Source organism: Rhizobacter sp. P3_B12 (assembly GCF_056402895.1).
In genome coordinates this window covers 1-13,527 of the sequence record NZ_JBFUGN010000072.1, presented here as the reverse complement: position 1 = coordinate 13,527, position 13,527 = coordinate 1, and the positions used below count along the sequence as shown (strand labels likewise).

Genomic DNA, 13,527 nt, shown 5'->3' with positions numbered 1-13,527 from the left:
TCGAACGCCCCGACATGCCGCCGCAGCTGACGCCCTGGCGCCCGATCGCGCGCCAGGCCCTGCCCTTCGCGAGCATCGCCGTCGTCAGCAGCGACGATCCGTTCTGCGCCGCCGAACGCGCCGCGCAGATGACCCACGCCTGGGGCAGCCGGCAGGTCGACATCGGCCCGCGCGGCCACGTCAACAGCCAATCCGGGCTCGGCGCCTGGCCCGAAGGACGCGTGCTGCTGCAATCGCTTCGATCGCCCGCAGCCCGCGCCGGTTGATCAGGGAAAATGCCCCGATGGCAACCAAGAAACCCAAAGGCCTCGGTCTCGGCCTCGAAGCACTGCTCGGCCCCACGGTCAGCGACTCCCCCGTTCCGGCCGACGACGGCACGCCGCGCACGCTGAAGCTGACCCAGCTGCAGCCCGGCAAGTACCAGCCGCGCACGCGCATGGACGAGGGCTCGCTGTACGAGCTCGCCGAGAGCATCAAGGCGCAGGGCATCATGCAGCCGGTGCTGGTGCGACCGGTCGGCCCGAACCGCTACGAGATCATCGCCGGCGAACGCCGCACGCGGGCCGCGAAGCTGGCCGGCCTCGACGAGGTGCCGGTGCTGGTGCGCGAGGTGCCCGACGAGTCGGCCGCCGCGATGGCGCTGATCGAGAACATCCAGCGCGAAGACCTGAACCCGCTCGAAGAGGCGCACGGCATCGCGCGGCTCGTCAACGAATTCCACCTGACGCACGAGCAGGCGGCCCAGGCCGTCGGCCGCTCGCGCAGCGCCGCCAGCAACCTGCTGCGCCTGCTGAACCTCGCCGAGCCGGTGCAGCAGATGCTGATGGCCGGCGACCTCGACATGGGGCACGCGCGCGCGCTGCTGCCGCTCGATGGGGCGCACCAGATCCTCGGCGCGGGCGAGATCGTCGCGAAGAAGCTCAGCGTGCGCGAGGCCGAGAAGCTCGTGACCCGGCTCGGCTCGTCGCGCCAGCAGCCGCTGCTGCGCGTGCCGAAAGAGAAGCCGCGCGACATCGCACGCATCGAGGAAGAGCTCTCCGATGCGTTGACGGCACAGGTCGAGATCCGCATCAAGAAGCGCACCAAGCGCGGCGAACAAGGCGAAGTCGCCATTGCCTTCGGCTCGCTGGAGGAGTTGAATGGGCTCCTCGACAAGCTCGGACTCACCAGCACCTGACATGCCGATCGACAACCGGTTGACCGCACATCTTCGCGCACAACCCCTGAGCCCCGCATCCGGAACTTCCCCGGCCGCCAACGGCTCATTGCATGCATCATCCACTCAGGCGGGTGACACGCTGCAACAGACAGGGGCACACTATTTGCTGTACACCTTCACATCACCGAAGCGTTGAACAGCGGGCTTATTACTCCACATCTCCACGCACAAGACACCCCGAAATGACGCAAGCTTGAATCACGAGATCAGCTGACCGCACAGGAAAGCTCTGATGGAGCCCTCACCCGGGACTTCATCAGAACTTCCCCAGACGGCAGCGAAGGTGGCCCCTTCGCTGTCGCCCACCCGATGTCTCAGGAGGTCAGCATGGACGTGATCAGCCATTTCGCCGCACGCTTCGAGCGCACGCGTGAGGAGGAACTCTCGCTGGAAGAGTACCTCGCCGAATGCAAGCGCAACCCCGTGGCCTACGCCACAGCCGCAGAGCGCATGCTCAAGGCGATCGGGGATCCACAGACCATCGACACGCGCAACGACCCGCGGCTGTCCCGTCTGTTCGCCAACAAGGTCATCAAGATCTACCCCGCCTTCGCCGAGTTCTACGGCATGGAAGACTCCATCGAGCAGGTGGTGTCGTATTTCCGGCATGCCGCGCAGGGGCTGGAGGAAAAGAAGCAGATCCTCTACCTGCTCGGCCCGGTGGGCGGCGGCAAGTCGTCGATCGCCGAGCGGCTGAAGGCGCTGATGCAGGAGGTGCCGTTCTACGCGATCAAGGGCTCGCCGGTGAACGAATCGCCGCTCGGCCTGTTCGACGCGATTGAAGACGGCCCCATCCTCGAGAAGGAATACGGCATCCCGCGCCGCTACCTGCAGCGCATCCTGTCGCCATGGGCCGTCAAGCGCCTGGATGAGTTCGGCGGCGACATCCGCAAGTTCCGCATCGTCAAGCGCTTCCCGTCGGTGCTCAAGCAGATCGGCATCGCGAAGACCGAACCGGGCGACGAGAACAACCAGGACATCTCGTCGCTGGTCGGCAAGGTCGACATCCGCAAGCTCGAGACCTACGCGCAGGACGACCCCGATGCGTACAGCTACTCCGGCGGGCTGTGCCTGGCCAACCAGGGCCTGCTCGAGTTCGTCGAGATGTTCAAGGCGCCGATCAAGGTGCTGCACCCGCTGCTGACCGCCACGCAGGAAGGCAACTACAAGGGCACCGAAGGGTTCGGCGCGATCCCGTTCGACGGCATCGTGCTCGCGCACAGCAACGAGAGCGAGTGGAAGGCGTTCCGCAACAACAAGAACAACGAGGCCTTCCTCGACCGCATCTACATCGTCAAGGTGCCGTACTGCCTGCGCGTCAGCGAAGAGGTGAAGATCTACGAGAAGCTGTTGCGCGGCTCGTCGCTGGCCCAGGCCACCTGCGCGCCGGGCACGCTGAAGATGATGTCGCAGTTCGCGACCCTGACCCGGCTGAAGGAGCCCGAGAACAGCAGCCTCTACTCCAAGATGCTGGTGTACGACGGCGAGAACCTGAAGGACACCGACCCGCGCGCGAAGAGCTTCCAGGAGTACCGCGACTACGCCGGCGTCGATGAAGGCATGAGCGGCGTCTCGACGCGCTTCGCGTTCAAGATCCTGTCGAAGGTCTTCAACTTCGACAGCACCGAGGTCGCCRCGAACCCGGTGCACCTGATGTACGTGCTCGAGCAGCAGATCGAGCGCGAGCAGTTCGCGGCCGAGGTCGAGCAGAAGTACCTCGCGTTCATCAAGGAGCACCTGGCGGTGCGCTATGCCGAGTTCATCGGCAAGGAGATCCAGACCGCCTACCTCGAGAGCTACAGCGAGTACGGCCAGAACATCTTCGACCGCTATGTCACGTATGCCGACTACTGGATCCAGGACCACGAGTACCGCGACACCGACACCGGCGAGGTGTTCGACCGCGGCTCGCTGAACGCCGAGCTCGAGAAGATCGAGAAGCCGGCCGGCATCGCGAACCCGAAGGATTTCCGCAACGAGATCGTCAACTTCGTGCTGCGCGCGCGCGCCAACAACGCCGGCAACAACCCGGTGTGGACGAGCTACGAGAAGCTGCGCACGGTGATCGAGAAGAAGATGTTCTCGAACACCGAGGAGCTGCTGCCGGTGATCAGCTTCAACGCGAAGGCGAGCGCCGACGAGGCGAAGAAGCATGAGGACTTCGTCACGCGGATGGTCGCCAAGGGCTACACGTCGAAGCAGGTGCGCCTGCTGTGCGAGTGGTACCTGCGCGTGCGCAAGAGCTCCTGATCCGCCGGGCAACTCCTCAGCAGAAAGGCCGACATGCTCCAGCAGATCATCGACCGGCGGCTGGCGGGCAAGAACAAGTCCATCGGCAACCGCGAGCGCTTCCTGCGTCGCCACAAGGACCAGATCCGCGAGGCGGTCAAGCGCGCGGTCGATGGGCGCGGCATCCGTGACATCGCGCAGGGCGAGGACATCCACATCCCGAAGCGCGACATCGCCGAGCCGGTGTTCGGCCATGGCCAGGGCGGCAAGCGCGAGATGGTCCACCCGGGCAACCAGGACTACGTGCGCGGCGACCGCATCGAGCGGCCGAAGGGCGGCGGCGGCGGGGGTGGCGGGGGGCAGGCGAGCGATTCCGGCGAGGGGGACGACGACTTCGTCTTCCACCTCAGCAAGGAAGAGTTCATGCAGGTCTTCTTCGACGACCTGGCGCTGCCCAACCTCGCGCGCACGACGCTCGCCGACACGCCCGAGTTCAAGACCCATCGCGCCGGCTACAGCAGCGACGGCACGCCGAACAACCTGCACGTGGTGCGCTCGATGCGCGGCGCGATCGGCCGGCGCATCGCGCTCGGCGCCGAATCGCGGCATGAGCTGAGCGAGCTCGAAGACCAGCTGGTGCAACTCAAGCGCCACCCGCACCCGAACCCGTTCGCGCACGAGATCCCGCCGCTCGAGCTGAAGATCGAGGCGCTGCGTGCACGCCTGAAGCGCATCCCCTACCTCGACCCGATCGACCTGCGCTACCGCAGCCGCGTGCGCGTGCCGGTGCCCACCTCGAAGGCGGTGATGTTCTGCCTGATGGACGTCTCCGGCTCGATGGACGAGGCGCGCAAGGATCTCGCGAAGCGCTTCTTCATCCTGCTGTACCTGTTCCTGACGCGGCACTACGAGAAGATCGACATCGTCTTCATCCGCCACCACACGCAGGCGCAGGAGGTCGACGAGCAGAACTTCTTCCACTCGACCGAGACCGGCGGCACCGTGGTGTCGAGCGCGCTCGTGCTGATGGAGGAGATCGCCCGGGCCCGCTACCCGACCAGCGAATGGAACATCTACGGCGCGCAGGCGAGCGACGGCGACAACTGGCACCACGACAGCGGCCGCTGCCGCGAGCTGCTGGCCAACAACATCCTGCCGCTGTGCCGCTACTTCGCCTACGTGCAGGTGGCCGAGGAAGAGCAGAACCTGTGGGACGAGTACTCGGCGCTGGCCGCCGACGCGAAGGCCTTCGCGATCCGCAAGGTGACCGAGGCCTCGCAGATCTACCCGGTGTTCCGCGAGCTGTTCAAGAAGGAGGGTGCACCGACATGAACCTCCACGCCACTCCACCCTGGGGCGCCGAGCGGCGCAAGAAACAGATGCTGACCGCCTTTCCGAAACGCCGTGCCTCCGACATGGCCGCACCGAAGCGTGCGCACGAACCGCTGCCCTCGCCCACCGACTGGTCGTTCGAGCTGGTCGAGCGCTACCACGAGGTGATCAAGGCGACCGCCGAGCGCTTCGGGCTGGACACCTACCCGAACCAGCTCGAGATCATCACCGCCGAGCAGATGATGGACGCCTACGCGTCGGTCGGCATGCCGGTGAACTACCGCCACTGGAGCTACGGCAAGGAGTTCATCTCGACCGAGAAGAACTACCGCCGCGGCCACATGGGCCTCGCCTACGAGATCGTCATCAACTCCGACCCCTGCATCAGCTACCTGATGGAGGAGAACACGATGGCGATGCAGGCGCTCGTCATCGCGCACGCGGCCTACGGGCACAACAGCTTCTTCAAGGGCAACTACCTGTTCCGCATGTGGACCGATGCGTCGTCGATCATCGACTACCTGGTCTATGCGAAGAACTACGTCACCGAGTGCGAGGAGCGGCACGGCCTGGACGCGGTCGAGAACTTCCTCGACAGCTGCCATGCGCTGATGAACCACGGCGTCGACCGCTACCGCCGGCCGAGCCGCAAGTCGCTCGCGCAGGAGCTGGCCGACGCGAAGGACCGCGAGGCCTATGCGCAGCGGCAGATCAACGAGATGTGGCGCACGCTGCCGCGCAAGGCCGACAAGGCCGGGCAGGAAGAAGCCGAGTTGCGGCGTTTTCCGGAGGAACCGCAGGAGAATCTGCTGTACTTCATCGAGAAGCACGCGCCGCTGCTGGAGCCATGGCAGCGCGAGATCGTGCGCATCGTGCGCAAGGTGGCGCAGTACTTCTACCCGCAGCGCCAGACCCAGGTGATGAACGAGGGCTGGGCCACGTTCTGGCACCACTCGCTGCTGAACACYATGTACGACGACGGCTACCTGAGCGACGGCATGATGATCGAGTGGCTGAAGTCGCACACCAACGTGGTGTACCAGCCGCGCGTCGGCGACCGCGGCTACAACGGCATCAACCCGTACGCGCTCGGCTTCGCGATGTACACCGACATCAAGCGCATCTGCCAGAACCCGACCGACGAAGACCGCCACTGGTTCCCGCAGCTGGCCGGCAGCGACTGGCTGGAGTCGATCGACCATGCGATGCGCAACTTCAAGGACGAGAGCTTCATCGGCCAGTACCTGTCGCCGAACATGATGCGCGAGTTCCGGCTGTTCGCGATCGTCGACGACGAGAAGGACAAGGAGCTGGAGGTCTCGGCCATCCACGACGAGAGCGGCTACCGGCGCGTGCGCGAGGCCTTGTCGCACCAGTACGACCTGGGCAGCCGCGAACCCAACATCCAGGTGTGGAGCGTGAACCTGCGCGGCGACCGCTCGCTGACGCTGCGCCACGCCCAGCACAACGACCGGCCGCTGCACGACAGCGCACAGGAGGTGCTGAAGCACGCCGCCCGGCTGTGGGGCTTCGGCGTGCACCTGGAGAGCATCAACTCGGCGGGCGAGGTGCAGAAGCGCTGGTCGGTTCCGGCGCCGAGCTGACTACAGCAGCAACTCGTCCGGCGGAATGAACGCGCGGACCGTGCTGATGAGCTTGTCGACGTAGGCCTCTTTCTCCCCCACCGGCGCCACGTAGTGCAGCGCCTTGACCGTCGCATCGACCCCGGCGCGCCGCAGCATCGCCCAGGTGGCAAGGTACTGCGAGGCCAGGCAGCCTCCAGCCGTCGCGATCGGGCCGCGTGCATGGAACGGCGCGTCGACCACCCGCACGCCCGCCTCGACCACCCACGGCTTGGTGGTCAGGTCGGTGCAGGCCGGGATGTCGGCCAGCAGCCCGAGCCGCGCCAGCAACAGCGTGCCCGAGCACTGCGCGCCGATCAGCTGGCGCACCGGGTCGAGTTGCAACCGGTCGAGCAACGCGCTGTTCTCGGCGATCGCCCGCGTATAGATGCCGCTGCCGAACAGCACGATGTCGGCCTCGTTGGCGAACTCCAGCGGCTGCTGCGTCTCGATCGTCACGCCGTTCATCGATGTGAGCCGCTGGCTCGGGCCGGCGATCTCGACCGTCCAGCCGGCCGGCCGCAGGCGGCTCAGCAGGCCGAGCGCGATGAACGAATCGAGCTCGTTGAAACCGTCGAAGGTGACGATCGCGACGCGCACCGGGGTGGGCCCGTTCATCGGGCAGGCCCTCTCACTCTTCGAGCAGGCTGCGCAGCATCCACGCAGTCTGCTCGTGCACCGTCAGGCGCTGGGTCAACAGGTCGGCGGTCGGTTCGTCGCCGGCCTTGTCGGCCAGCGGGAACAGGCTGCGCGCAGTGCGGGCGACGGCTTCATGGCCCTGCACCAGGATGCGCACCATCTCGAGTGCCTTCGGCGGCACGGCCGGTGCGTCCTGGATGGAGGCCAGCGCGCCGAACTGCCCGTACGAGCCCGGCGCCGGATGGCCCAGYGAGCGGATGCGCTCGGCGATCGGGTCGACCGCGGCCCACAGCTCGGTGTACTGCGTCATGAACATCAGGTGCAGCGTGTTGAACATCGGCCCGGTGACGTTCCAGTGGAAGTTGTGCGTCGTCAGGTACAGCGTGTAGGTGTCGGCCAGCAGCTTGCTCAGGCCGCCGGCGATCGCCGCGCGGTCCTTGTCGCTGATGCCGATGTGGATGCCGAGGCTGCCGCCGCCCGGGGCGGACGCGGCGGCGGGAGCGGTTGCGGTCTTGGTCTTCTTCGCCATCTGGAAATCTCCGGGAAACAAGGTGGATCGGGTTCGAGTCTAGTCAGGGATCAAAGGCCCCTCACGACACTTTGCTGACGCCCTCGAGCGGGCAGGCATAGATCGCGTTGCGCAACGCGGCGATCGCCTCGTAGCGCGTGAAGGTGCGCCGCCACGCCAGCACGACGCGCCGCGTGGGCACGGGCGGCGCGAACGGCACGTAGCGCACGTGCGGCTGCTGGTCCTTGGGCACGCTGAGCTGCGGCACCACGGTGACGCCCATGCCGGACGCCACCATGTACTTGATGGTCTCGAGCGACGAGCCCTCGAAGCTCTTGCGGATGCCCTCGGCATCGCTCGAGAAGCGGGCGTACTCGGGGCAGACCTCGAGCACGTGGTCGCGGAAGCAGTGGCCGGTGCCGAGCAGCAGCATCGTCTCCTGCTTGAGCTCCTCGGCGGTGATGCGCTTGCGCTTGGCGAGCGGGTGGTCCTTGGGCACCGCGACGGCGAAGGGCTCGTCGTACAGCGGCGCGACCGCAAGGCCGGTGTCGGGGAAGGGCTCGGCCATGATCGCGCAGTCGAGCTCGCCGGTGCGCAGCATGTCGAGCAGCCGGGCGGTGAAGTTCTCCTGCAGCACCAGCGGCATCTGCGGCACGCGCTCGATCGCCTGCTTCACCAGGTCGGGCAGCAGGTAGGGGCCGATCGTGTAGATCACGCCGACGCGCAGCGGCCCCGACACCGGGTCCTTGCCGCGCTTGGCGATCTCCTTGATTCCGGCCGCCTGGTCGATCACCGATTGCGCCTGGCGCACGATCTCTTCGCCGAGCGGGGTCGCACTCACCTCGTTGGAGCCGCGCTCGAACAGCTTGACGTCGAGCTCCTCCTCGAGCTTCTTGATCGCGACGCTGAGGGTCGGCTGCGAGACGAAGCAGGCCTCGGCCGCACGCCCGAAGTGCTTCTCGCGGGCGACCGCAACGATGTATCTCAACTCGGTCAGTGTCATGGCATCCCGCTCTAACCCCGGCACGGAGGAAGCGGAAGAATATCCGACACCCGGGCGCGCGTCATGCGCCTGCCGGCATCGCCTTGCGATACCTCGGGCTGTGGCGCTTGCGACGGATGAACCGCCAGCGGATTCTCCGGCCCGCGGCATCCGCCGCGCACTGGAAGACCCCGCATGAGCAAGCCCCCTTCACGACTCCTGAGCGCCGCCTCGCTGCTGGCCGTGGCCTCGCTGTCAGCCGCCCTCAGCGCCTGCTACGTCGTGCCGATCGACCCGCGCACCGGCCAGGGCTACCCGATCCAGCGGGCCGACGGCCGCGGCGACGGCCCGGCCCCGGCCAGCGTCACCGTCGTGACCCCGCCCGCCCCCGCGGCGCCGCCCGCGCCCACCGTGCTGAACGCGCGGCTGTACCCGCTGAACACGCAGGCCAACAAGGGCGGGCTGCTGACGGCCGTCGTCGTCGACAACAACACCGGCCGCGGCAGCTTCACGCTGTCCTACCTGGGCGACACGATGCAGGGCGAGAGCACCCGCGTCGACGCCAGCTACGCCGCCTTCGGGCGGATCTACAACGAGGTGCTGGGGCTGAACCAGCGCAGCTTCAGCGGCCGCCGCGGCATCGCGAACGCATATGGAGGCAAGGGCGTGAATGCCCAGTGCGAGTACCTGATCACCGGCCCGGGCATCGGCACCGGCGCCTGCCAGTTCTCCGACGGTGCCCGCTACCAGATCCACTTCGGCAGTTGACCGGCCTCAGGCCTTGGCGGGGCGCTTGATGCCTTCGAGCTTGTCCAGGCCGACGGCAGCGAGCGCCTTCTTCAGCGCCGCCAGGTCCACCTGCTGCCCCTTGGCCTCGACGATCACGCCATTGGTCAGCAGCACCGTCACCTCGCCCTGGCTGCCGTCCTTGCGGTACTCCTCGCGCACGGTGCGCTCGCCCTGCTTGTAGACCTTCTCGACCTGCTCGGCCGTCTCCTTGTCCATCGTCATGCCGGACCAGGCGGCCAGTGCCGCGAGGCCGGCCGTGCCGCCCAGGTCGGTGATCGTCAGCTGCAGGTGCTTGTCGCCGGCGGCATACGCTGCCTTGGCCATCGAGCTGGCGATGCCGATCGCCTGGCCGCCCTGCGATTCGATGGATTCGCGCTTCAGCTCGCCGAGCGCCTCGGGCAGCGCGGCCTTCAGGTCAGCCGGCGCGATCGGCTGGCCGTTGCCGCCGGTCAGCGCGCCCATCATCTCGCCCATCGCCTTGCCGGTGGCGGCCGGATCGCCGGACTTCTGGGCCTCTTCCATGCGCTTGCCGGCCTCCTCCATCTTCTTCGCGAGGTCGTCCATCTTCGCGGTGTCGATCTTGACCTCGCCACCCGGCGTCTTGATCGTCACCGCGCTGCCGGGCGATCCAGCCCACCCGCCCCACGAGCCCATGCGCATCGGCCCGCCCATCGCCGTCAGCGCGCCCAGCACGATGTAGATCACGATGGCGCAGACGATCACCACCGCCGTGTAGGCACCGGCCTTGTCCTGCGGGCATTTCATCAGCACCGGCAGGCCGAGGTAGATCAGGTAGATGCCGTACAGCGACGCGATGATGCCCAGGATCCACAGCCCCGGCACCAGGTGGAACACGCCGCCGACCCAGCCGGCGGTGCTCGCATACGCCACCAGCTTCAGCGCGCTGACCTGCCCCTTGGTGCCGCCGAAGCTGGGCGCGAGCGCGTCGACGATCAGCGTCAGCACGAAGACGTTCACGAGCGCCAGCACATAGCCGAGCACCAGCGTCGAGAGCCCCCAGAACCCCAGGCCGACATAGAAGACCAGGCCGAGGAACGCCGCGACCGGCGGGATCGCCGCCAGGATCAGCACGTAGCCCTTGTAGATCGAGGCCTGGGTCGCCGGCTCGGCATCGATCACCGGCCAGGTCTGCTTCGGCTTCAGCAGGATGTCTTGAACACGCTGGATCAGGTTCATGGGCAGGCCCTCCGCGGTTGATGGTGCCGCCGGGATGCTATCCCGCGCCTCCCGCCGTGAGGGCTCGAGAAACTAGGGGGATGCCCGCGAGCGCGCGGGTGTCCAGGTCGTCAGGCCTTCAGGTACTCCGCCTTGCCGCCCAGCCAGCGTGCCACGTGCTGCTCGGCGATGCGCGGGTGCTGCGCCAGCAGCGTCGTCGCGACGGCGCGCGCGCGGTGCACCAGCGCCTCGTCGAGCGCGAGGTCGGCGAAGCGCAGCAGCGGCGCGCCCGACTGCCGCGCGCCGAGGAACTCGCCCGGCCCGCGGATCTCCAGGTCGCGCCGCGCGATCTCGAAGCCGTCGTTGGTCTCGGCCATTGCGCGCAGCCTGTCCTTGCCGGTGGGCGACAGCGGCGCCGTGTAGACCAGCACGCACACGCTCGCGACCGAGCCGCGCCCGACCCGCCCGCGCAGCTGGTGCAGCTGGCTGAGCCCGAAGCGCTCCGCATGCTCGATCACCATCAGCGACGCGTTCGGCACGTCGACGCCGACCTCGATCACCGTCGTGCTGACCAGCACCTTCATCTCGCCCGCGGTGAACAGCGCCATCACCGCCGCCTTCTCCGCCGCCGGCATGCGGCCGTGCAGCAGGCCGACCATCTCGTCGGGCAGCGCCTCGCACAGCTGCTGGTGCGTGGCGGTCGCGTTCTGCAGGTCCAGCGTCTCCGATTCCTCGATCAACGGGCACACCCAGTACACCTGCCGGCCGCGCGCCACCTCGTCGGCGATCGTCAGGATCACGTTGCCGCGCCGCGCGTCGCTGAAGACCTTGGTGACGATCGGCGTGCGCCCGGGCGGCAGCTCGTCGATGGTGCTCACGTCGAGATCGGCGAACACCGTCATCGCGAGCGTGCGCGGGATCGGCGTCGCGCTCATCATCAGCAGGTGCGGCTCCAGCGCACCCTGCTGCAGCTTGGCGCGCAGTGCGAGCCGCTGCGCGACGCCGAAGCGGTGCTGCTCGTCGATGATGGCGAGGCCGAGCCGCGCGAACTCGACCTCGCCCTGGATCACCGCGTGCGTGCCGACCACCAGCCCCGCCTCGCCCGAGGCCACGCGCGCCAGCATCTCGCGCCGTGCCTTGCCCTTGCGGCTGCCGGTCAGCCAGGCCACCTGCACACCCAGCGGTTCGAGCCAGCCGACCAGCTTGCGGAAATGCTGCTCGGCGAGGATCTCGGTCGGCGCCATCAGCGCGCACTGCCAGCCCTCGTTCATCGCGATCGCGGCCGACAGCGCGGCCACCACCGTCTTGCCCGAACCGACGTCGCCCTGCAGCAGCCGGTGCATCGGCACCGGACGCTGCAGGTCGAGCGCGATCTCCTCGACGACGCGGCGCTGCGCCGGCGTCAGCGAGAACGGCAGCGCCGCGAGCAGCCGCTCCTGCAGGCCGCCCGCGCGCACCGTGAAGGCCGGCGCCTGCTGCAGCGCCCGCTCCTGCTTGGCCTGCAGCTGCGACAGCTGCTGCGCGAGCAGCTCCTCGAACTTCAGCCGCTGCCAGGCCGGGTGGCTGTGGTCTTCGAGCGTGGCGAGGCTCACGTCGGGCGCCGGGTGGTGCAGGAAGCGCAGCGCCTCGCGCAGGCTCATCAGCCCGCTCGGCAGCAGCGCCGCCGGCACGATCTCCGACAGGTCGGCGCGCTGCAGGCCCGAGGCCACCGCCTTGCGCAGGTAGGCCTGCGGCAGCGTCGCGCTGGTCGGGTAGACGGGCGTCAGCGCCTGCGCGAGCGGCGTGTCGTCGTCGACGCCCTTGAAGTTCGGGTGCACCATCTCGCGCCCGAAGAAGCCGCCGCGCGCCTCGCCGCGCACGCRCACCCGCTTGCCGACGCCGAGTGTCTTCTGGTGATTCGGATAGAAGTTCAGGAAGCGCAGCCAGAGTTCCTCGCTGCCGTCGTCGATCTTCACGACCAGCTGGCGGCGCGGGCGGAACTGGATCTCGCACTCGCGCACGATGCCTTCGACCTGCGCGTTGTCGCCGTCGCGCAGCGAGGCGATCGGCGTGATGCGGGTCTCGTCCTCGTAGCGCAGCGGCAGGTGCAGCGCGAGGTCGATGTCGCGCACCAGGCCCAGCTTCTCCATCGCCTTCTGCGGCGCGGATTTCTCGCGTGCGGGCGCCAGCGCAGGGGGTTCGACGGGAGACTCGCTGGGAGAAGAGGCGGCGCGACCGGGCATGCGCGGATTCTGCCGCGTCGAGCGTCCATGGAAGAATCCGTCCCCTGCAGATCTTCGTCAGGCCGGTCCAGCCTGCATGCCATGTCGTCCGATTCCTCTCCCTCCCCCGCCCCTCGCCTCTTCACGCGTCCTTTCACACTCAGCGACTTCGATTTCGCGTTGCCGCCCGAGCTGATCGCGCAGCACCCGGCCGCCGAGCGCAGCGCGTCGCGGCTGCTGGATGGCCGCGGTGCGGCGCCCGTCGACCGCATCTTCCGCGAGCTGCCGGCGCTGCTTCAGCCGGGCGACCTGCTCGTCTTCAACGACACGCGCGTCATCAAGGCCCGGCTGTACGGCGCCAAGGCCAGCGGCGGCGCGGTCGAGGCGCTGGTCGAGCGGCTGCTGCCGGGCCACGAGCTGCTGATGCACCTGCGCGCCAGCAAGTCTCCGAAGCCGGGCCAGACGGTGCGCTTCGCCGACGCGTTCGATGCCGAGGTGCTGGGCCGCGGCGGGCCGGACGGCAGCCTGTTCCACCTGCGCTTCCCGTCCGATCCGCTGGTGTTGCTGGAGCAGCACGGCCATGTGCCGCTGCCGCCGTACATCACGCATGCCGACGAGGCCGACGATGAGCGGCGCTACCAGACCGTGTTCGCCGCGCGGCCGGGCGCCGCCGCCGCGCCGACCGCCGCGCTGCATTTCGACGAAGGCGTGCTGGCCGCGCTGCGCGAGCGCGGCGTCGGCAGCGCGAGCGTCACGCTGCACGTCGGCGCCGGCACCTTCCAGCCGGTGCGCAGCGAGAACATCGCCGAGCACACGATGCACAGCGAGTG

The 13,527-nt window shown here is 68.1% G+C and carries 12 protein-coding genes; 7 read left to right on the top strand and 5 right to left on the bottom strand.

Annotated elements, in window-relative coordinates; genetic code table 11:
• From AC1D01_RS06655 to AC1D01_RS06635, 5 genes are all read left to right on the top strand, one after another.
• On the top strand, nt 1-266 hold a 266-nt coding region (locus AC1D01_RS06655; protein WP_477865276.1), incomplete at its 5' end, for an RBBP9/YdeN family alpha/beta hydrolase.
• A gap of 17 nt (nt 267-283) precedes the next feature.
• Entirely contained in the window at nt 284-1,177 is an 894-nt protein-coding gene (locus tag AC1D01_RS06650) for a ParB/RepB/Spo0J family partition protein (RefSeq protein WP_477865275.1), read from the top strand.
• Between the two features lie 369 nt (nt 1,178-1,546).
• The gene (locus AC1D01_RS06645) at nt 1,547-3,469 is read left to right on the top strand and encodes a PrkA family serine protein kinase (RefSeq protein ID WP_477865274.1); all 1,923 of its coding nucleotides are present in this window, start codon (nt 1,547-1,549) and stop codon (nt 3,467-3,469) included.
• Between the two features lie 33 nt (nt 3,470-3,502).
• On the top strand, nt 3,503-4,780 hold the full coding sequence (locus AC1D01_RS06640) for a YeaH/YhbH family protein (RefSeq protein ID WP_477865273.1): 1,278 nt from the start codon (nt 3,503-3,505) through the stop codon (nt 4,778-4,780).
• Between the two features lie 47 nt (nt 4,781-4,827).
• Nucleotides 4,828-6,384 carry a SpoVR family protein gene (locus AC1D01_RS06635; protein ID WP_477865278.1) on the top strand — a complete coding sequence of 519 codons (1,557 nt, stop codon included), beginning with the start codon at nt 4,828-4,830 and terminating at the stop codon, nt 6,382-6,384.
• On the opposite strand, the gene AC1D01_RS06630 is transcribed toward AC1D01_RS06635, so the two are convergent.
• The 3 genes from AC1D01_RS06630 to AC1D01_RS06620 form a co-directional block, all read right to left on the bottom strand.
• A complete protein-coding gene (locus AC1D01_RS06630; RefSeq protein ID WP_477865277.1) occupies nt 6,385-7,002 on the bottom strand; it encodes a DJ-1/PfpI family protein in 618 nt (205 codons plus the stop codon).
• Nucleotides 7,003-7,033: 31 nt separating this feature from the next.
• Nucleotides 7,034-7,570, bottom strand: coding sequence for a Dps family protein (locus AC1D01_RS06625; protein ID WP_477865272.1), 537 nt, complete (start codon nt 7,568-7,570; stop codon nt 7,034-7,036).
• 61 nt (nt 7,571-7,631) lie between these two features.
• Nucleotides 7,632-8,552, bottom strand: a complete 921-nt coding sequence (locus AC1D01_RS06620; RefSeq protein ID WP_047595382.1) for a LysR substrate-binding domain-containing protein — start codon at nt 8,550-8,552, stop codon at nt 7,632-7,634.
• Between the two features lie 174 nt (nt 8,553-8,726).
• Between AC1D01_RS06620 and AC1D01_RS06615 the strand changes: the two genes are divergently transcribed.
• Nucleotides 8,727-9,299: a hypothetical protein gene (locus AC1D01_RS06615; RefSeq protein WP_477865271.1), complete on the top strand. Its 573-nt coding sequence runs from the start codon at nt 8,727-8,729 to the stop codon at nt 9,297-9,299.
• Between the two features lie 6 nt (nt 9,300-9,305).
• Here the strand turns inward: AC1D01_RS06615 and AC1D01_RS06610 are convergent, their stop codons facing one another.
• A complete protein-coding gene (locus AC1D01_RS06610; RefSeq protein ID WP_477865270.1) occupies nt 9,306-10,517 on the bottom strand; it encodes a Yip1 family protein in 1,212 nt (403 codons plus the stop codon).
• Between the two features lie 110 nt (nt 10,518-10,627).
• Nucleotides 10,628-12,718, bottom strand: a complete 2,091-nt coding sequence (recG, locus tag AC1D01_RS06605) for an ATP-dependent DNA helicase RecG (protein WP_477865269.1) — start codon at nt 12,716-12,718, stop codon at nt 10,628-10,630.
• Nucleotides 12,719-12,799: 81 nt separating this feature from the next.
• Between recG and AC1D01_RS06600 the strand changes: the two genes are divergently transcribed.
• Nucleotides 12,800-13,527: S-adenosylmethionine:tRNA ribosyltransferase-isomerase (locus AC1D01_RS06600; protein WP_477865268.1), on the top strand; the 728-nt coding region annotated here is incomplete at its 3' end.

Excerpts from the sequence above, each read along its gene's own strand:
- AC1D01_RS06650 (WP_477865275.1), top strand. The coding sequence starts at position 284 with ATGGCAACCAAGAAACCCAAAGGCCTCGGTCTCGGCCTCGAAGCACTG.
- AC1D01_RS06640 (WP_477865273.1), top strand. The coding sequence starts at position 3,503 with ATGCTCCAGCAGATCATCGACCGGCGGCTGGCGGGCAAGAACAAGTCC.
- AC1D01_RS06620 (WP_047595382.1), bottom strand. The coding sequence starts at position 8,552 with ATGACACTGACCGAGTTGAGATACATCGTTGCGGTCGCCCGCGAGAAG.
- AC1D01_RS06615 (WP_477865271.1), top strand. The coding sequence starts at position 8,727 with ATGAGCAAGCCCCCTTCACGACTCCTGAGCGCCGCCTCGCTGCTGGCC.
- AC1D01_RS06610 (WP_477865270.1), bottom strand. The coding sequence starts at position 10,517 with ATGAACCTGATCCAGCGTGTTCAAGACATCCTGCTGAAGCCGAAGCAG.